This window comes from Sphingomonas sp. PAMC 26605, assembly GCF_000241485.1.
Taxonomy (GTDB): domain Bacteria; phylum Pseudomonadota; class Alphaproteobacteria; order Sphingomonadales; family Sphingomonadaceae; genus Sphingomonas.
Genome location: NZ_JH584241.1, coordinates 2,267,936 through 2,287,132 on the forward strand (window position 1 = coordinate 2,267,936; position 19,197 = coordinate 2,287,132).

A 19,197-nucleotide genomic window follows, 5' to 3' on the forward strand; every position below is an offset into this window, starting at 1 on the left:
CAGCTCTTGCGGTCAAGGACGACGCCGTACAGTTCCATGCGGTGGTCGACGAGGCGGAAGCCCAGCCGTTCGGCGATCGCCTTCTGCAACTGCTCGAGTTCGGGATCGACGAATTCGATCACGTTTCCGGTCTCGACGTCGATCAGATGATCGTGATGCGCCTCGGGCGCGGGCTCGTAGCGCGAACGGCCATCGCCGAAATCGTGGCGGTCGAGGATGCCGGCTTCCTCGAACAGACGCACCGTACGGTATACGGTCGCAATCGAGATGCCCGGGTCGATCGCCGACGCGCGCTCATAGACCTTTTCGACATCGGGATGGTCTTCGGCATCGGACAGGACACGCGCGATGACGCGGCGCTGGTCGGTGATGCGCAGCCCCTTTTCGGCGCAGAGGGCTTCAAGATCGATATGACGCGGCATCCGCCCGATGTAGGCGCTTCAGGCTTGTTGCGAAAGGGGATAGTGAGTCGCAACAAGCCGGTTCGCCGGCGGTGCGGGCCCCTCCCCGGCAGGGGAGGGGCGGTCCTTGGATTAGCGTGCAGCGACCTTGCGGCGCTTGGTGCCAAGCCCGATCTTCTTGGCGAGCGTGCGGCGCTGCTCGGCATAATTGGGAGCGACCATCGGGTAATCGGCGGGAAGATTCCACTTCGCGCGATATTGCTCCGGGGTCATCTGGTAATGCGTCATCAGATGACGCTTGAGCATCTTGAGCTTCTTGCCATCCTCGAGGCAGACGATGAAGTCGGGCTTGATCGAGGCGCGTACCGAGACAGCGGGTTCCTGCTTGACGGTTTCGACGGGAGCCGGGCCGCCAAGACCCGTCAGAGCACCGTGAACGTTTGCGATCAGTACCGGAAGATCCGAAACCGCCACGCTATTGTTGCTGACATGGGCGGCAACGATGTCGGCGGTTAGCGTTATCAACGTCTCCTGCAGTTCGTCCATTACGTCCATAATAATCCTTTCACCCCAACACAGGCGGCTACCACATCGCGCCTCACCGCGGCCTATCGGCGCTCCATTCTCGCGACGCAAGCACGAATAAGCGGATGACAAAAGAGTTAAGCCAGTGTTCGGCGATATGTCAGCGCGTCGTAACTCTGTCCGCCATGTCCGCGATAGTAGTCGCTGCGCCGCCCGACCATCATAAAGCCTTCGGAACGATACAATTTAATCGCATCGTTGTCGCTGCGGACCTCAAGGTGGACACTGCTCGCGCCGTGCGATCGAGCATCCGCAAGAACCGCGCGCAATACTGCTGCGGCGACCCCGCGACGGCGCAAGTGCGGCGTGGTCGCGAGCAGCAACAGTTCGGCTTCGTCGAGAACGCGCCGCGATAAAGCGAATCCGGCGGCTTCGTCATTAACTTCGGCGATCGTCAGCCACACCCCGGGCATCGCCATCAGGCCGAGCACTTGATTGTGCGTCCAGGCTTCGCCGAAGCGGGGATCGAACGCCGCCTGCATGATCCGGTCGACGCTCGTCAGGTCCGCAACGCCGCCGCCGCGCAGCGCAATGCCGACGGTTGCGCTCATACGGGGGTGACAAGCGGTTTGGCGTCGGGGGCGCGCCCGTAGATCGGCGTCGGCGCGAGCAGCCTCCATTGCGGCGGCAGGGAGATGGCATCGGCGGCGTCCGGCAAGCTCGCGGTGCCGCTTATGCTGGGATCGAGCGCGGCGAGGAAGCGCACCCCGGTGCCGATCGCGCTATGCCCGTCGAGCGCGACGAGCGCCGCCTCGGGGCGGAGCGAGACGAAGGGACCCGTCTCGCGAAAGGGCATCGCAAAGCCTTGCATGAAGACCTCGCCATGCCCGCCTTCGAGAATGATCGCAAGATCATCGGTCGCGCCGGCGGCGAAAGCAGCGGCGGCGAGCAAAGAGAGCGAGGAATAGCCCGTCAGCGAAGCGCCCCAGCCGAGCGCGAGCCCGCGCGCCGCGGCGACTCCGACGCGGATTCCGGTGAAGCTGCCCGGGCCGCAATCGACCAGGATCGCGGCGGCGCGGCCACCCGCGGGCAAGCTCGCAATCATCGGGATCAGCCGCTCGGCATGGCCGCGCCCGACGACTTCGTGCGCGCGGGCGACGACCGTGCCGGAGTCGATTAGCGCGACCGAGCAGGCAGCGGTCGCGGTTTCGATGACGAGGGTGCGCGGCAAGGGCGTCAGGCGAGCGTGTTGAACTTTTCGAACGCCGGGCGGGGCAGGCGGCCGAAGATCGTCGCGGGGTCGCCGTAGCCGAGCGTGGCGATGAAATTCGTCGTGATGCCGGGCGTATCGGCGAAGAACGCGGCATCGACCGCGGGGCCGTCAAACCCCGACATCGGCCCGGTATCGAAACCGAGCGCGCGCGCTGCGATCAGGAAATAGGCGCCCTGCAGCGTCGAGTTGCGGAAAGCAGACTCGGCGCGGCCGTCTTCGCTCGCGAACCATGGCCGCGCATCGACATGCGGGAACAGCTCGGGAAGGTGATGGTGGAAATCGCGATCCATCGCGATGATCGCCGTGACCGGCGCCTTGCGCACCTTGTCGGCGTTCGAATCCGAGCAGCAGGCGGCGAGCTTGGCTTTCGCCGCATCGCTGGTGCACCAGACGAAGCGCGCGGGCAGCTGGTTGGTCGCGGTCGGGCCCCATTTCATCAGGTCCCAGATCGCGTGCAGATCTTCGGCGCTGACCGGCTGATCGGTATAGCCGTTATAGCTGCGGGCGTTGCGGAAGATTTGGTCGAGCGCGGCGTCGTCGATCGGGGACATGCTCAGACCGCTCGCACTTCGGTGACTTCGGGCACGTAATATTTGAGCAACTGTTCGATGCCGTTCTTAAGCGTCGCGCTCGACGACGGGCAGCCCGCGCACGCGCCCTGCATCGCGAGGAACACTTTGCCCTTGTCGAAGCCGCGATAGACGATGTCGCCGCCATCGTTGGCGACTGCGGGGCGGATGCGCGTCTCGATCAGATCCTTGATCTGCGAAACGATGTCGGCATCGGCGGGATCGTCATCGAACGAGTCCTCGGCCGGCACCGCGATGCCGCCGGCATTGCCGGGGATGAACAGCGGCATGTTGGCGCTGAAATGATCGAGCAGCAAGCCGAGCACGTCGGGCTTGAGCGCCGACCAATCGACCCCCGCCGCGGCGGTGACCGAGACGAAGTCGCGTCCGAAGAACACGCCTGTCACATCGCCCAGCCCAAACAACGCGTCGGCAAGCGGGGAGGCCTCGGCTTCCTCGGGCGTGACGAAGTCGCGGGTGCCCGCTTCCATCACGATGCGGTTGGGCAGGAATTTGAGCGTCGCCGGGTTGGGCGTGGTTTCGGTCTCGATCAGCATGCGTGCCATGTGGCGCGCGCGTGCGGCGGGTGCAAGGGTTGATCTGGGGTCGATATGGAAACGCTGGGGTGCTGGCGGTCGCGGCATTCCGCCGCTATCTACGCCAGATGATCTCGCCCTCGCGTATGACGCGCTTCACCTTTGCTTCCCTTCTTGTCCTGGGCGCCGTGCCACAGGTCGTCGCGCAGACCGCGCCCGCGCAGCCCGCGCTGCGCACCGCTAATGCGCCGGTCGACCCGCAGAGCGCGATCGCGAGCCGCGATGCCTGGCTCTACAAGGGCAGCGACATCACGCCCGATCCGGCGTGGCATTTCGGGACGCTCAAGAACGGCCTGCGCTATGCGGTGCGCAAGAACGGCGTGCCGCCCGGGCAAATCTCGATGCGCGTGCGGATCGACGCGGGGTCGCTCTACGAGACCGATCCCGAGCGCGGCTTTGCGCATATGATCGAGCATCTCTCGTTCCGCGGCTCGCAATATGTCCCCGATGGCGAGGCCAAGCGGATCTGGCAGCGGATGGGGACAACCTTCGGCTCGGACACCAATGCGCAGACAACGCCGACGCAGACGGTCTACAAACTCGATCTGCCGAGCGCGACCGAGGCGGGGATCGACGAGAGTCTCAAGATCCTGTCGGGCATGGTTTCCAACCCCAACATCACCCCGACCGCGCTCAACGCCGAGCGTCCCGCGGTGCTCGCCGAGCAGCGCGAGCAGCCCGGGCCGCAGGTGCGCGTGATCGACGCGCTCAACGCGACCTTCTTCGCTGGGCAGCCGCTCGCCGACCGCTCGCCGATTGGACACGTCAAGGAGCTCGAGGCGGCGACCGCCGAGACCGTCCGCACCTTCCACGACCGCTGGTATCGCCCCGAGCGGACGCTCGTTGTGATCGCGGGCGATTTCGATCCGGCCAAGCTCGAGGCGATGGTCGCGAAGAATTTCGGCGGGTGGAAGGGCATCGGCCCCAATCCCGCCGATCCCGATTTCGGCAAGCCCGACCCCAAGCAGACCACCACCAAGGCGGTGGTCGAGCCCGGCATTCCGACGCGGATCGAAATGGCGATCGTGCGGCCGTGGCAGTACAATGACGACACGATCGTGTTCAACCAGAAGCGCCTCGCCGATTTCATCGCGCTCGCGGTGATCAACCGGCGGCTCGAGACGCGCGCGCGCTCGGGCGGCAGCTATATCGCGGCGGCGGTGCGGCTCGACGACACGTCGCGCTCGGCCAACGGGACCTTCGTGACGATCCTGCCGGTCGGCTCGGCATGGGATCCGGCGCTCAAGGACGTCCGCGCTGTGATCGCCGATGCCCAGGCCTCGGCGCCGACCAAGGCCGAGATCGAGCGCGAACTCGCCGAGCAGCGCGTGTCGTTCAAGACGCAGGTCGACACCTATCGCGCCGAGGCGGGCTCGAAAGAGGCCGACGACATGGTCCAGGCGCTCGACATTCGCGAGACGACGACCTCGCCTGCGGTGATCCAGGGCGTGTTCGAGGATGCCGAGAAGAAGGGCTTCTTTACCCCCGACAAGATCCTCGCGGCGACCAAGCGGCTGTTCGAGGGCACCGCGACGCGCGCGCTGATCTCGACCCCGACCGCCGAGCCGGGGCTCGAGACGACGCTCGCTAATGCGCTCAAGGTCGACGTCAAGGGCAAGGTGGGCAAGCGTGCGCGCCAGTCGAACGTCACCTTCGCCAATCTGCCCAAGCTCGGGCCACCCGCGACGATCCTCTCGAACACGCCGATCAAGGAGTTCGAGATGCAGGAATACAACCTGTCGAACGGCGTGCGCGTGCTGGTCTATCCGACGACGTCGGAGGACAGCCGCGTCTATGTCCGCGTGCGCTTCGGCGCCGGGTACAATGCGCTGCCGTCGAACAAGGAGACGCCGGCCTGGGCGGCGGATCTCGCGCTCACCGCAGGCGGGATCGGCAAGCTCAACCAGGGCGATCTCGACGCGCTGACCTCGGGGCGGCGGATCGGGCTCGATTTCGGGATCGACGAGGATGCCTTCACCTATAACGCGCTGACCTCGCCGACCGATCTCGACGACCAGCTGAAGCTGATCGCCGCCGCGCTCTCCGCCCCGGCGTGGGATCCGGCACCGGTGCTGCGCGCGCGGGCGGTGGCGGTGTCGTCTTATGCCGGATCGAACTCTTCCCCGACGGGTGTGCTGTCGCGCGATCTCGATCGCCTGCTGCGCGATGGCGATCCGCGCTGGGGCACGCCGAGCCTCCCCGCGATCCAAGCGACCACGCCCGCCGCGTTCCGAGCCTTGTGGGAGCCGCTGCTAAAGACCGGGCCGATCGAGGTGATGGTGTTCGGCGACGTCAAGGCCGAGGTCGCGATCGCCGCGGTGCAGAAGACGCTCGGCGCGCTGCCGCCGCGCGCCGCCGCGACCGCGCTGACCCCGCCGCCGCATTTCCCGGCGCACAATACGACGCCGGTCACGCTGACGCATGACGGCCCCGCCAACCAGGCGGCGGCGGTGATCGCCTGGCCGACCGGGGGCGGCGTCGCGGGCTTGAGCGAGGCGCGGCGGCTCGAGGTGCTCGCCGCGATCTTCAGCGACCGGCTGTTCGACCGGCTGCGCAGCCAGGCGGGGGCGAGCTACAGCCCCAACGTGTCGAGCGACTGGCCGACCGGTTTCGCGAGCGGCGGCAAGCTCGCCGCGATCGGCCAGGTCGCGCCCGAGAACATCCCGTTGTTCTTCAAGCTCTCGCGCGAGATCGCGGCCGAGCTGGTATCGACGCCGATCGATGCGGATGAACTGAAGCGGACGATCGGGCCGATGCAGCAATCGATCCAGCGCCAGTCGACCGGCAATCAGTTCTGGATGAACCAGCTCGACGGCGCGAGCTATGATCCGGCGCGGATCACCGCGCTGCTGCATCTCTATTCGGATATCTCGAACCTCACCGCGGCGCAGTTGCAGGAGACGGCAAGGAAGTATCTGCGGCCCGACAAGGACTGGACGCTGCAAGTGGTGCCGAAGGCGGGTGACGCCAAGAAATAGCGGCGCTTATTGCGAACGGTCGCAACTGGCTTGACTCGATTGACCCCTGGACGTGGTGTTTACAGTGGCGATCGTTTCCGTTTCTGTACGAATACGTGCACGAATGCCGACGATTTCAAAGAGCGTCATGCCTTATAGCATAACGAGGGTCTTGTAGGACAGAGCCATGTCGCACGAGGACTATGACGAGAAGCTGCCCTTCATCGCCGGTCGCCCCGGCGGGAGCCGGGGCCGCTAATGGCTTGGTGGGCGGCCCGACACGGAGAGGGAGGCCCCGGCCTCCGCCGGGGCGACGGTTGCTGGGGAGTGCTGCTCCCTTTCGACGCTTGCCGTTCTGCTCTCGATTGAGCGTGCCCATCGGCCCGATAGCAGGCAGTCGGCTTTCAGAAAGGGCGATCGCGCTGGCGGCGCTCGAACGGCGATAGTCGGTGGGGAGCGGCCCTAACGCATAACCGTCGCCCCGGCGAAGGCCGGGGCCCCCCCTTGATGTCCAGCCGCCCGCCAGCCCATCCCAAGGCCCCGGCTTCCGCCAGGGCGACGGCCGAGGCTATGTCTGAGTTTGGTGGTCAGTCGGCGTTGCGGCAACGACGGTCGAGGCGGAATGTCTTGAAACCCGTCCGTCATTCCCGCGCAGGCGGGAATCCATTAGCACCGGCCGCCCTGTGCTGCGCAATCAGCCAGTATGGATCCCCGCCTTCGCGGGGATGACGGCCGGGGGGCCTTTTAAAGGCGGCCCGCGATACCCCAGACTGAACGGCGAAAATTGGTGGGAAGCGGAAGATCCGCTGCTAGGCGGAAATACTAAGACACCCGACGTTCTGGTTCGACGTCCTCATCGAACACCGCTCGGCTCTGGCGATCAACGCGGAAATGACCAATCAGGCTTGAGCAAACAGCTTGGCCGGGCAAGCAAGGACGGCTGGCGTGAGCTTCGAAAAAGAAACTGGTCTTGTCAGCGTGATCGAGTCTCAGAACAGCGTCTGACCCGTTTTGATTAGCCGAATGGCTCAGCCTTTGCCGGGCGACAGCAAGCACCTCTCGACGACCATCGATTTTGGTCAAAGTCGGGAACGCGACAGCGGCCGAGCCGCAGACTAACCCCGCGGCGGTTAGGCTGAGCAAGAGACCCGAACGCATATTAGCCTCCATAACCAGCTGCGTCCGCTTTTAGGATGGTTGGCGGAGCCTTCAAACGGCAATCTTTGGTCGAAGGCGGCTCGACCGCTTTCGCGCTTGATAGCCGCCAGTCAGCTATCGGGCCAAAAAGGGGACCGGGGGAAATCGACCCGTTGACGACGGTCCGCCGTTCTGCCCCCGCCCTCGAACCGGTCGCTTCCGGCGGACATGGGGCCGGGCTTCATTCAAAAAGTGATGAACGCGGGCGACTTTATCTTCGCGGATGGGAGCAGACTGTAGGCAAAGGGCTTTAGATCCCGGAAGCATGAAACGACGGGCGTCTCGCCTGCCTGAAACGGGCGAGACCGGGGCGCGGCGCGCACGTGGCACCTGGCGCGAGGGACGGCACGATGCCGCGTCTTGGCCGCTGAAGCCGAAGGCTCACCGAATCGTCTGCGGCAGCGCCCCGCGACTGTCCGTGCGATCGCCGCTTCCCGAGCGTGGCCGGCCCGCGCTGGCGACTACCGACTGGGGCACCGCCATGTGGCTTCGGTTGTGCACGCGACCGAGCGCCCACCGGATTTCAAGCGCTCGCGATCGCGGCACAGCGCGCGGGCGAGCCGACCCGACCGCCACCGTGCCTGTGCGAGGTCGTCCATGGACGTGGTTGCCGCTTGCGCGGGCGCGGACACGCCCGCATTCTCCGCCGATGACGCGATTTCCTCTCGAACGCTCAAGCACATCGCGTGGCGCCGATGGCTAGGCACCCGATCGTCGGCAGGAGCGCGCTATCCGCTGACATGACTGCGCTCGTGCGGGACTTCGCGCGGTTCGGTGGGCGCAAACTCGTCGTGGCGATCGTGCTGATGCTCGCAGGCGGCGTGTTCGAAGGCGTGGGCCTTGCCATGCTCGTTCCGATCTTCGCGCTGTTGACGCCACAGATCGGCGGGCGGTGGCAGGCGCGCGTCCATACCCTGTTGACCGGGATCGGCGCGCGCGACCCGCTGATCCAGCTCGCGGTGTTGCTCGCCGTGTTCTGCGCAATGGTCGGCGTGCGGGCGGTGGTGCTTGCGGTCCGCGATCGTCGCGTCTCCGATCTGTCGCTGGGGTATGTCGATCATCGCCGGCTCATCGCCGTCACCGATCTTGCCCACGCGCGTTGGGCGGCGCTGTCGCGGCTCGAACATGCGCGGATCGGGCATATCCTGTCGAGCGAGATCGGTCGGCTGGCGATGGCCTGCTCGCTGATGCTGTACATCCTGATGGCGAGCATCATGCTGGCGGCGCAGGCGGTGCTGATGATCGTCCTGTCGCCGCTCGTCGCCGGGTTGATGCTGTGCCTCGCGCTGATCGGCGTCGTGGCGGTGCTCCCGCTGTCGCGCCGCGCCGCGATCGTCGGCACGTCGAGCGCGCACTTCGGCTTCCGCATCGCGGGCGAGGCCGCGCAATTTCTGGGCGGGCTGAAGATCGCCGTGGTGCATGACCGGGTCGATGCCTTTGTCGGCCAGATCGCGCGCGAGAGCGCACAATTGCGGTCGCTTCAGACCGAACAGCAGCGTCTGCAGTCGCATGCGACGATCGCCGGGGCGACGATCGCCGCGATCCTCGGCGCGGCGATGATCTTCGGCGCGGTGCTGGTCGGCGCTTCGACGGTGACGCTGCTCGCCGCGCTCGTCGTGCTGCTGCGGATGAGTGGCCCGGTGCGGTCGCTTCAGCTCAGCGTGCAGCAATTGTTCGGCGTTCTGCCCGCCTTCACCGCGCTGCGCGCGCTCCACGCCGATCTCGGCGCGCCGGCCCCTGCGCTTGGCGACGAGGCCGATCGGGGAGGGGGCGCATGCCTTCCATCCTACGGCGTGATCCGCTTCGAGCGCGTGAGCTTCGGCTATCCCGGTGCGACGGTCCCGGTGTTTCGCGCGCTCGACGTCACGATCGCACCGGGGACGACGGTCGGCATTACCGGTCCTTCCGGAGCCGGCAAGACGACCTTCCTCGATTTGCTGACCGGGCTGCTCGAACCGGGGACGGGCCGGATCAGCGTCGGCGACGTTCCGCTCGGGCCGGCGACGCTTGCCGATTGGCGGCGGCGGCTGGCGTACGTCGCGCAGGATTCGTACCTCGTCAACGACAGCATCCGCCGCAACCTCACATGGACCGCCGAGCCGGCGCCCGAGGCCGACCTGTGGCACGCGCTGGCCCAGGTCGGCGCGGCCGATCTGGTCGCCGCGATGCCCGAGGGGCTCGACACGCGGGTCGAGGAACGCGGGACGCGGCTGTCGGGCGGCGAGCGCCAGCGGATCGCGCTCGCGCGCGCGCTGCTGCGCCGTCCCGCGCTGCTGATCCTCGATGAGGCGACGAACGCGGTCGACATCGCGACCGAGCGCGCGGTGCTCGCGAATCTGCGATCCGCGCTGCCGGAGGCGACGATCCTCGTGGTCGCCCACCGCGCGGAGACGCTGCGCGGCTGCGCGCGGGTGATCACCCTTGCCGGCCGGACGGCGGCCGATCCGGGCGTTGGCGATTCCGGCGCCTGACGCCCCGGTGCTTCAGGCGGTACGCGATTCCGACGTTTCCGGCTGGTCGCGTGGGTCCCAGACGAAGCAGCCGACTTCGGCCAAGGCCGGGTCGACGGGATAGCCGGTCACCTTCAGCGCACCCGCGTCCAGCCAGGCATGCGCCTCGAGCACCGTACCCGACGGATCGCCGACGCCCAGCCGCAATACGCTGCCGATGGCGCGCCGCCGGAGCATCGCGCGCGCGGCGATCGCCTGTTGCAGGCAGGCCGTGCGAAACGGCATCCGCCGGGCGGCCGCCGCGATCGCCCAGCGCACCGTCCGGATCGTTTCGGCGGTGGGCGGATCGACCGGCACGGCGCCGGGCGCGGCAGCGGCAGGCTTGAGGCCCCCGAGATGGCGCGCGAGCCGACGGAACGGCCAGAGCCCGCAGCGGAGCCGAGCATCGAGCAGCGCGAGCGACGCTTCGGCCAGCAGCGCGCAGCGTCGCGGGCCACGGCGCATACCCCGCCAGAAGGCGTGTCTTCCGCGCGACGCGACGGGGCGGCCGATGCTCGTCCTCATGCGACGCGCGGGGCGCAGGCGGGGGCGCGCGACCTTCGCGACCGGCCGCGCGAGCGTCCTTCGGGGGCGGTCCCGATGATCCCATCCGGACCGGCCGGCCGACGGGATATCCGGGGGCCTGGAAGTGGCTCTGGTTGTCGGACGACGTCGGTCACGGTACCCTCCACGGCGGTGAGCCTATGCGGGGCCGTCGCCGCTGCCAAGCCGAGAGGATGCTTTGGATACCCCAGCCGATCCGCTTACCGCTTTCTATCGGCTGGTTCTCGGCAATCCGGCGCTCCACGCCAGGCTCGGCGCGATCGAAACGCGCGAGGACTTCGTCGCCGCTGCGGTCGCGCTGGCGGGGGAGCATGGCGTTTCGCTCGATCGCGCCTGCGTGGCGGCGCTGATCCGGCCCGATCCGATCGGGGTGAGCCGCTGGCTGCCGAGCCCGATCGTGCTCGATCGCTGGCCGGCCCGCGGCTGGCGCCCGGCGTGGAGCGTGCCGACGGAGGGCGCGCCGGGGCTCGATTGGGCGTGGTTCGGGGACGACCGGCTGACCGCGCCGTTCTACGAGGCGTCGGCACGGCGCAGCCTCGACCGGCCGTTCAGCGCGATGTTCCGCACGCGCACCGACCTCGCCGCGCTGATCGCGGGCAGCCCGGAGGCGCCGCCCGTGCCCGCCGGGTTGATCTACCATATGACGCGATGCGGCTCGACGCTGATCGCGCAGATGCTCGCCACGGACGCGGCGCATTGCGTGCTGTCCGAACCCGAGCCGCTGGAGGCGGTGCTGAGCTGGGCCGCGGTTTCGGACGCGCCGCTTGACCGCAGGATCGCCGCGATCCGTGCGGTCGTCGCCGCGCTCGGTCGCGACATTGGAGGGCGGCGGCTGTTCGTCAAGCTGGCTGGGTGGAACACGCTCGTCCTGCCGCTGCTGCGCGCGGCGTTTCCCGATACGCCCTGGGCGTATGTCTGCCGCGCGCCGAGCGAAGTGCTCGTCTCGCAGCTTCGCCAGCGCAGCCCGTATCTGATCGCGGGGGCCCTCCCGGGGGCGATCCTCGACATTGCCGATGCGCCGTCGCGCGAGGATCTCGAATTTCTCTGCGCTGCGCTCGGAGGGATCGGGCGTGCGGCGCTCGACCATTGGGCGCTCGGCGGCGGGCTGCTGGTCGATTATGCGGACCTGCCGAACGCCGTGACGGACCGCATCGCGCCGCACTTCGGCCTCGCCCCCGACGAGTCGCTGCGCGCCGCCATGCTGGCGACGGCGACGCGTGATGCCAAGGTGCCGGGCCAACGCTTTACCCCCGATACCGCTGCGAAGCGGGGGGCGGCCGCGGGCGAGGTCCATGCGGCAGCCACGGCGGCGCTCGTCCCGCTGCACGCAGCGTTGCTGGCGCTGCGTCACGACCTTCGGGGCGAATAAGCGTGAAATACACAGATCGGCTATAGTATAATAATATAAACGACGACCAAGATGGATGTAATATAGGCGAAACGTGGAGTTGACTCGCTAGAACCGAGCTTCCATCATTCGCGCAGCACGCAACGACATGTCTTCGGTACGTGATCGCTGCATAGCAGGTGGGGATGGGGCATGTCGGAGAACTATATCGGTGAACTCCTGACGGTCGCTTTCAACTTTGCGCCGCTCGGAACGCTGCCCTGCATGGGGCAGTTGGCAAGTATCCAGCAATATACCGCGCTTTTCACGCTGATCGGCACGACCTACGGGGGGGACGGCCAGACCAGTTTCGGACTGCCCAATTTGCAGAGCCGGGTGGCGATCGGGTTCGGTCAGGGGCCGGGCCTGTCGCCGTATGTCCTGGGCCAGATCGGCGGCGCGGAGACCGTTACCCTGTTGACGACGCAGATGCCCGCGCACACCCATGGCTTCACCCCCACCGGCACGCTGAACGCGGTCCAGACCAAGGCGACCGATCAGGCGCCGAGCGCCGGCGCGCTGCTGGCGCGCTCGGTCGACGGCGTGACGGGCAGCAGCTCGCTGCCGCAAGTCTATGTTCCGGCGGGGACGGCGGGGACGACGGTTGCCTTGGGTGGACTGAACCTGGCCGCCGGCACCACCGCCCCGGCTGGCGGCAGTGCGCCGCACGCCAACCTCCAGCCGTATCTCGCGATCAATTACTGCATCGTCACGGAAGGGATCTTCCCCTCGCGCAACTGACCGCGAAGACCGGCCGGCCCGCCGCGGCAGCACCGGCCATGCCTCGACCCAGACGCCGCCCGGCCGCGGAGCAGCATAGGAGAGCAGATCATGTCGAACGGCTATATGGGGCAAATCCGGACCTTCGGTTTCAACTTTGCCCCGGTCGGAATGGCGCTTTGCAACGGTACGATCATGGCGATCTCGCAAAACGCGGCGCTGTTCTCGTTGCTCGGGACAAACTTCGGTGGCGACGGGCAAAGGACGTTCGCCCTGCCCAATCTGCAAAGCCGCGTTCCGCTCGGCATGGGGCAGGGGGGCGGCCTGTCGCCCTATACCATGGGCGAGGCGGGCGGGGTCGAAAGCGTTACGCTGTTGAGCCAGCAGATGCCGATGCATGGCCATGGCTTCGCGCCCACCGGCGCGCTGTCGGCGGTCCAGACCAAAGCGACCGACCAGGCGCCCGACGCGGGCGCGCTGCTCGCGCGCTCGGTCGACGGCGTGGTGGGCAGTACCTCGCTTCCGCAAATCTACGTGCCCGCTGGCACCGCGGGAACGTCGGTCGCGCTGGGCGGCCTCAACCTGGCGGCGGGTACCACCGCCGCGACCGGCGGCAGCCAGCCTCACCCCAACCTCCAGCCCTATCTGGCGGTCAATTACTCGATCGTCCTGGCAGGGCTTTTCCCCTCGCGGAACTGATCTCCCGCAGCATCGCGCGGTGGGTTTGCGCGAGGCCTGATGTCAGTTGAACACGGCCTGGTAATAATGGCCCGCTTCGCCCTTGGCGGGGCGGGCGATCTGGATGATATCGACGACATCCGGCCCGAAGCCCTTGGCGCGCAAGACATAGCTGGCGGAGGTGAGCAAGGCGCTCGGTTCCGAGCGCAGGATCAGGATGAAGGGCGGCCGATCGAGCTTCGCGTGATTGACGAGCGGGGTCGCCGACACGAGCTCGAGCGCGACCGGTCGCGGATCGCAGTCGGCGTTGAGCTGCTTGCCGACCAGCGGCAGGAATTCGTCGATGCCGATCGGGCGGGGCGGGGGCGTGTCACGCATGTCGCAAGCTTACCAGTGTCGATCCCCCGTTCAAGGGCGTTGGCGGCCCGCCGCCGGCAGCGGTTCGGCCGCGCGGGTCACGCGCCATCCGGCGTGCCCGTCATCCAGTCCGCCAGGAACGCCGCAGCGATCGCGGTCGCCTGTGCCGCGAAGGCGAGTTTGAGCGGCACCACCGGTTGCTCGGCGATGGAGCGGAGCGCAGCATCGAGCCAGACGAGATCGACGAGCTCGCCCACGCCCGCGCGGCGATACGCGGGGAGACGGTTGCGCGCATCGTCTGCCTGCCGGTGCAGGCGGCGATCGTAATCGGGCGAAAAGGGAAGTCCCGCCGGGCGGAGGCGAACCTGTTCGGGCACTTTCCCGGCGAGTAGCGCGCGGCCGGGCGCACGCGGCAGGCCGCCTTCGGTCAGGAAGCGATAGGGCATGCCGGCGAACAGCGTCAGCAGCCGGCGGTCGCGCAGCGGCAGCAGCTGACGCAACCCGGACATGCCGGTCTGCGTCGGTTCGTCGAGATTGGTGTCGATCGCCCGGGCGTAGCCACAGGGGTCGTTCGGCCGCCGCATCCGCGGCGGCGGCTCGTGCTGGCGCAGCGCCCGTGTCAGCGCGCGCTCGGCCACTGCCAGCGTCGCCGGGCCGAGCCGGACATGCGTCGCGTCCTGCGCGGAATGTCCCCGCACCCGGCCCGGAACGCGATGCAGGCCATCGCGCAGCCACGGGCGCCAGCCGCCGGCATCGGGATGGCAGGTGACGGTCCATTCGCCCTGCGCGCCGTCGAAGACCCCGGACGCGCCCGAATCCACCGCCGCGGCGTAAAGCGCATCGTACAGATAGTGGCGCGGCGAGGCGAGCGGCTGCTGCAGGTGACGCAGCCTGGCAGCTGAGGGGAGATAGGCATCGGCCGCTTCCGCGGGGACGACCGGGCGCAACGCAATCCCGGCCTGGTCGGCCACCGCGCGCGCGAAGGCGACCTCGTCGGCAAGTCCGCTGCCGGGCGGCGCGGCCGAGGTCAGCGCGAGCAGCGTGCCACCCGGCGGCAGAGCCGCCGCGGCGATCACCGCGTTGATCGACGAATCGAGACCGCCGCTCAGCAGCACGGCGGCGTTCGGATGACGCGCGAGCTGCGCCTGGACGATCCGATCGAGCAATGCCTCGATTTCCGCGATGGCGTCGGCGAAGCTCCCCGACCAGTGGGCGGGCGCCGGGAGCGGCGGGCGGGCGCCGACCCGCACGCCGTCTCGTCCGATCGTCACGCGCGTCCCCGCTATGACCTGTCGCACATCGCGCAGGATCGTCGCATTCCCGATCCCCCGTCGTAACGGCGCGCGCCCCATGTGAAGGACGAGGCTGCGCAGGTCGGGCGCGGCATCGACCCAGTCGAGCCGCCGCAGCACGCGGATCGACGGCGCGACCGCGACGCATCGTCCGTTCGTGGCGAACACCAGCGGATCGCGCAGCGTATCGGAGGCGGCAAGCGTCAGGACTTCCGCCGCCGCGTCCCAGGCGACATAGCCCCATTCGCCCGCGATCCGCGCCGGCGCGGCATCGCCCCAGCGCAGCAACGCCGCGCCGACGAGCGCGGCATCGGACGCGGCCGGGACGGCGGACGGCTTTGCGAGACCCAGCGCAGCGGCCAATTCCGTGGCTGCGTCGAGATGCCCCAGCACCAGGGCGGTGTCGCGAACGGCCGTCCGCTTCGCGCCATCGCAAGACGCCAGGGCATATCGGGTATCGGTGGCCTGTGTCAGCCCGAGCGCCGCCAGATCGCGCGCCGCAAGCGGGGCACCGTCGAGCGATACCAGCGCATAAAGACCATCGCACGCCGCCGTCATCGCCCGTCGTCCCCCGGTCGTGGCGCCGTCGGTGCTCGATGACGCCGGCCACCGATCGCCCCGCCGCGCGCCGGCAAGCCTAACCGAGCTACACTGCCGCGTATATCGAATTGCCGACAAGACCTGCTGATCCGGCGCGTCGTAAATGAAGGAAGGGTTCGAGCGTCGTGTCGGCGTTGCTATGACATTTTTGTGAGAACGCTCCTGACGAACCTTGTTCCTCGACTTTCACCGTGGTGGCGTTGCAAAGCGATTTACGACGATTGAATGTATTTGGCGTGCCGGACGATGTAATCATGCTGACGAACAGCATGCTTGCGACTATCGTGTTGCGATGACTGATGATCGCTTCCAGCATATTTCCGAAGCACAGCCTCCGTTTCGAATCGAGATCGAGCCGGCGCGGTTCCTCAGCGAACACCAGGAGCTGGCAATTCTCTGGGCGGCGCATCGGCATCGCCCGCATTCGCCGCTGGTGCGCGCCCGGTTGGCGGGTGCGCTGCTGCTCGACAACGACTTCGACGCGACGATCGATCTGCTGACCGGCGTGGATGACCTCACCGCAGATGAGTCGCTGATCCGGATCCAGGCGCATTTGTCGCGCGAGACGCCCGCCGACAATCACAGCGTTCTCGCGATCGCCGATCGGCAGTTGGCGCGGGTCGCGGACGCGGCGACACGCGCGCAGTTGCTGGCCGACAAGGCCAAGGCCAGTCGCCGGCTCGGGCAGCCCGATGCGGCGCGGGCGTTGCTCGACGCTGCGCTGGCATGCGATCCCGCGAACAAGGATGCCTGCAAGCGGATCGCCGCGCTCGATCTCGAGGCGGGGCGGGTCGAGCAAGCGCTCGCGACGCTCGAAGGGCTGGGCGACGACGGCGCGTCGCATGCCCGCTTCCTCGCCGCGCAGGCGCTGGCGCAGGCCCGAGCCGGGCGGATCGCCGTGGCGCGCGAGATCGTCGCCTTCGATACGCTGCATCATGCCGAAGCGATCGATCCGCCGCCCGGCTTCGCGACCGTGGCCGCGTTCAACACAGCGCTCGCGGCCGAGTTGCTTGCCCATCCAAGCCTGCGGTTCGATCGATACGGCACCGCGTCCGAACAGACCTGGCGGATCGACACGCCCCTGCTCGGCGAAACCCCGATGCTGCGACTGCTGTTGGACCGGATCGCCCGCATCATCGAGACGCATGTCGGGCGGATCGCCGACCGCGACCATGCGTGGATGCGCGCGCGACCGAGCGTCGGGATGCTGCACTGCTGGTGCGTGATGACCGACCGCGACGGGTTCGAGACATGGCATGTCCATCAGTTCGGCTGGCTGAGCGGAGTCTATTATGTCCAGATTCCCGCGACGGTCGGCCCGGGCAGCGACGCGGCGGGCTGCATCGCCTTCGGTCTGCCGGAGGATCTGGCCGGCGCCGAAGCCGCCGCGCAATACGGAACGACGATCGTACGGCCGCAGGCGGGGATGGTGATGCTGTTTCCCTCGCACGCCTACCACCGCACCTTTCCGCATGGCGCGGATGCGCGGCGGATTTGCGTGGCCTTCGATGTCTGGCCAGGCCAAGCGCGGTGACGTGCGGATACGGCTTCGGTCAGCCGATCGCGTGCGATCGCCCGATCCGCGGGCTCGTCCCGATCCCCGAAGCCACCGCCGCGGTGCCGTCGATCGCGGTGACGTGGCGCGCGCCGCGAAGCGGCAATTCGGCGAGCCCCGACGTGCCGATCTGGGCGCGGGTCGGCGATGCGCTCGACTTTTCGCCGCCTGGCGTCGGGCATTACCGGTGTACCGCCCGGACGATCACGGTGACCCCGATTCCCCGGGCGGACCCTGACGCGGTCGAGGCGTTGCTGATCGCCACCGCATTGCCGGCGGTAATGTGGTTGCAAGGGCAGTTCATGCTGCATGCCGCAGCGATCGTACCGGCGCGGGGGAACCGCGCGCTCGCCATCGTCGGCGCGTCGGGCAGCGGCAAGTCGTGGCTCGCCGCGGCGTTTCTCGCGCGCGGCGCACGACTGCTCGCCGACGACAGCCTCGCGATGCGCTGCACCGGGGACGACGCTGTCGGCTCGGGTCTTGCCGGGGGCTACCATCTTGCGGATGCGGAGGCCGAACAGCGGCGATTCCACGGCGTTCCCGCGACCGACGCCTGCGTGTCCGCCCGTATCGGCGCGATCGTCATTCTCGCGGACGATGCGCCGCTCGGGGGCGGCCGTCTCGTTGGCGTCGAGGCGCTCGCGGCGCTGCTTCGGCACCGCCATCGCGTCAGTGTGCCGCGCGCGATCGGGGGCGAACCCAAGACCCTGATCGACGCGGCACAGGTTGCACGATCGACACCGGTGTTTACATGGCGGAGCGCCGAAGGGGACGCTCTGTTGGACCAAGGCGTCGGCATGACGCGCGACGCGAGGGGGAGCGGATGAGCGACACGATGTGGCAGCGCAGCTCGGATTGGGTCGGGACGGCCGTCGACGACAGTTTCGTCATGATCCATCTGGCGACCGGCACCTATCTGACGCTGAACCGAACCGCGAGCGCCGTCTGGGCGGCGCTCGAGACCCCGCAGACGCAGGAGAGCCTCGAGGAGGGCCTGTTGCGGCGTTTCGAGGTGTCGACCGAGCAATGCCGCACGGCGGTGGGCGATCTGCTCGAACGCATGCGCGACCTGCAGATCGCCGCCCCGCTGTGATCGCACAGCCGCGCAGGTGACGCGCCTTCCCCACGCTGCGAGCGCCTTCGGGCTGGTCTGGCGCTCCGACGTGCCGCTCGACGGCTTCGAGTCGGTTTCGCCGGCGATGGGTGGCCCCGAGGTGGCGGTCCGCCGCGTATCGCAGCTGGACGCGCGCGTCGGCGGCAGGGCGATCAATCGCGGTAGCGTGCATGCCGATGGGATCCGCTTCGTCTGGGGGGACGAAGTCGCCTTCGACATGACCGACGGCCAGCGGATCGGCTATTGCCCGGGATCGGATTGGCGGGGGCGATTGCCGGTGAGTTTCTACAGCACCGTCGCTGCGCTGACCGTCGCCTGGCGCGGCATGCTGCCGCTGCATGCCTGTACCGTCGAGCTCAGCGGCCGCGCGGTGTTGATCGCCGGCCGGGCGGGGGCGGGCAAGTCGACGCTGGCCGCCGGGCTGATCGCGCACGGCGCGCGTTTCGTCGCCGACGACCTCACCGTCGTGGCGTTCGGCGATGGCGGCGAAATGCGGGTGCCGTCCGGCCGGCCGACGATGCGGCTGCACGCGGACACCGCAGCCCGGCTGGCGACACGGCATGCCGAGCCGGCCGCCGATGATCCCCGCGGCAAGTGGCTGGTCCGCCCGAGCCACTGCTTCACGGGGGCGCCACTGCCCCTCGGTGCGATCCTGCTGCTGGGCGACCACCCTTTAGGCGGCGGATCGAGCGACCTCGCCCGACTGCTTCCGCACGTCTTCCGTCCGCGCTGGCTGGCCGCGCTCCCCGCGTACGCGCGCCTTGTCGGGCAGTTGACCCGGCTTGCCGAACAAACGCCGCTGCTGGCCTTTCCGGCCCTTGCCGGTGGCGATGAAACGAACCGGCGGGACCATGCGGCGCAGGCGCTCGCCTGCATCGCACAGGTGCTTGCCCATCGTTCGACCCCGTCGTGACGCAGACCGC

Annotated in this window: 19 protein-coding genes; 9 read left to right on the forward strand and 10 right to left on the reverse strand. The window is 68.2% G+C overall.

The window, feature by feature from the left end; genetic code table 11:
• The 6 genes from RH90_RS10605 to RH90_RS10630 form a co-directional block, all read right to left on the reverse strand.
• Nucleotides 1-422 (reverse strand): Fur family transcriptional regulator (locus RH90_RS10605; RefSeq protein WP_010185595.1); only part of this gene is annotated, 422 nt, incomplete at its 3' end.
• Between the two features lie 111 nt (nt 423-533).
• Nucleotides 534-956 carry a MucR family transcriptional regulator gene (locus RH90_RS10610; RefSeq protein ID WP_029625227.1) on the reverse strand — a complete coding sequence of 141 codons (423 nt, stop codon included), beginning with the start codon at nt 954-956 and terminating at the stop codon, nt 534-536.
• Between the two features lie 107 nt (nt 957-1,063).
• Nucleotides 1,064-1,537, reverse strand: coding sequence for a GNAT family N-acetyltransferase (locus tag RH90_RS10615; protein WP_010185598.1), 474 nt, complete (start codon nt 1,535-1,537; stop codon nt 1,064-1,066).
• Entirely contained in the window at nt 1,534-2,157 is a 624-nt protein-coding gene (tsaB, locus tag RH90_RS10620; protein ID WP_010185599.1) for a tRNA (adenosine(37)-N6)-threonylcarbamoyltransferase complex dimerization subunit type 1 TsaB, read from the reverse strand. The genes RH90_RS10615 and tsaB overlap by 4 nt, the downstream gene beginning before the upstream one ends.
• A gap of 5 nt (nt 2,158-2,162) precedes the next feature.
• On the reverse strand, nt 2,163-2,750 hold the full coding sequence (locus RH90_RS10625) for a malonic semialdehyde reductase (RefSeq protein WP_010185603.1): 588 nt from the start codon (nt 2,748-2,750) through the stop codon (nt 2,163-2,165).
• A gap of 2 nt (nt 2,751-2,752) precedes the next feature.
• Nucleotides 2,753-3,325 (reverse strand): NifU family protein, encoded by a 573-nt coding sequence (locus tag RH90_RS10630; RefSeq protein ID WP_010185604.1) that lies wholly within the window; start codon nt 3,323-3,325, stop codon nt 2,753-2,755.
• Nucleotides 3,326-3,432: 107 nt separating this feature from the next.
• Here RH90_RS10630 and RH90_RS10635 point away from each other — a divergent pair, with 107 nt between their 5' ends.
• Complete coding sequence (locus RH90_RS10635; RefSeq protein ID WP_037493339.1) at nt 3,433-6,342, forward strand: M16 family metallopeptidase; 2,910 nt, start codon at nt 3,433-3,435, stop codon at nt 6,340-6,342.
• Nucleotides 6,343-8,258: 1,916 nt separating this feature from the next.
• On the forward strand, nt 8,259-9,989 hold the full coding sequence (locus RH90_RS22080) for an ABC transporter ATP-binding protein (protein ID WP_010185609.1): 1,731 nt from the start codon (nt 8,259-8,261) through the stop codon (nt 9,987-9,989).
• Between the two features lie 12 nt (nt 9,990-10,001).
• On the opposite strand, the gene RH90_RS10645 is transcribed toward RH90_RS22080, so the two are convergent.
• Complete coding sequence (locus RH90_RS10645; protein WP_010185610.1) at nt 10,002-10,472, reverse strand: lasso peptide biosynthesis B2 protein; 471 nt, start codon at nt 10,470-10,472, stop codon at nt 10,002-10,004.
• A gap of 277 nt (nt 10,473-10,749) precedes the next feature.
• On the opposite strand from RH90_RS10645, the gene RH90_RS10650 reads away from it, so the two are divergent.
• The 3 genes from RH90_RS10650 (at nt 10,750) to RH90_RS10660 (ending at nt 13,377) form a co-directional block, all read left to right on the forward strand.
• A complete protein-coding gene (locus tag RH90_RS10650; RefSeq protein WP_010185611.1) occupies nt 10,750-11,940 on the forward strand; it encodes a Nif11-like leader peptide family natural product precursor in 1,191 nt (396 codons plus the stop codon).
• A gap of 171 nt (nt 11,941-12,111) precedes the next feature.
• Nucleotides 12,112-12,699 (forward strand): phage tail protein, encoded by a 588-nt coding sequence (locus tag RH90_RS10655; RefSeq protein ID WP_010185612.1) that lies wholly within the window; start codon nt 12,112-12,114, stop codon nt 12,697-12,699.
• Nucleotides 12,700-12,789: 90 nt separating this feature from the next.
• On the forward strand, nt 12,790-13,377 hold the full coding sequence (locus tag RH90_RS10660) for a phage tail protein (RefSeq protein WP_010185613.1): 588 nt from the start codon (nt 12,790-12,792) through the stop codon (nt 13,375-13,377).
• Between the two features lie 42 nt (nt 13,378-13,419).
• Here RH90_RS10660 and RH90_RS10665 read toward each other — a convergent pair whose 3' ends face one another.
• The 3 genes from RH90_RS10665 to RH90_RS23415 form a co-directional block, all read right to left on the reverse strand.
• Nucleotides 13,420-13,734, reverse strand: coding sequence for a DUF6916 family protein (locus RH90_RS10665; protein ID WP_010185614.1), 315 nt, complete (start codon nt 13,732-13,734; stop codon nt 13,420-13,422).
• A gap of 77 nt (nt 13,735-13,811) precedes the next feature.
• Entirely contained in the window at nt 13,812-15,563 is a 1,752-nt protein-coding gene (locus RH90_RS10670) for an asparagine synthase-related protein (protein WP_010185615.1), read from the reverse strand.
• Nucleotides 15,564-15,651: 88 nt separating this feature from the next.
• The gene (locus RH90_RS23415; protein ID WP_157134568.1) at nt 15,652-15,876 is read right to left on the reverse strand and encodes a hypothetical protein; all 225 of its coding nucleotides are present in this window, start codon (nt 15,874-15,876) and stop codon (nt 15,652-15,654) included.
• Nucleotides 15,877-15,897: 21 nt separating this feature from the next.
• Between RH90_RS23415 and RH90_RS10675 the strand changes: the two genes are divergently transcribed.
• Genes RH90_RS10675 through RH90_RS24260 form a run of 4 tightly spaced genes read left to right on the forward strand, consistent with a single transcriptional unit; the run spans nt 15,898 to nt 19,187 of the window.
• A complete protein-coding gene (locus RH90_RS10675) occupies nt 15,898-17,139 on the forward strand; it encodes a putative 2OG-Fe(II) oxygenase (RefSeq protein ID WP_010185616.1) in 1,242 nt (413 codons plus the stop codon).
• Nucleotides 17,136-17,987 carry a hypothetical protein gene (locus RH90_RS10680; RefSeq protein ID WP_010185617.1) on the forward strand — a complete coding sequence of 284 codons (852 nt, stop codon included), beginning with the start codon at nt 17,136-17,138 and terminating at the stop codon, nt 17,985-17,987. The genes RH90_RS10675 and RH90_RS10680 overlap by 4 nt, the downstream gene beginning before the upstream one ends.
• Complete coding sequence (locus RH90_RS10685) at nt 17,984-18,253, forward strand: PqqD family protein (protein ID WP_010185619.1); 270 nt, start codon at nt 17,984-17,986, stop codon at nt 18,251-18,253. The genes RH90_RS10680 and RH90_RS10685 overlap by 4 nt, the downstream gene beginning before the upstream one ends.
• A gap of 16 nt (nt 18,254-18,269) precedes the next feature.
• The gene (locus RH90_RS24260) at nt 18,270-19,187 is read left to right on the forward strand and encodes an HPr kinase/phosphorylase (RefSeq protein WP_010185620.1); all 918 of its coding nucleotides are present in this window, start codon (nt 18,270-18,272) and stop codon (nt 19,185-19,187) included.
• Nucleotides 19,188-19,197 lie beyond the last annotated feature (10 nt).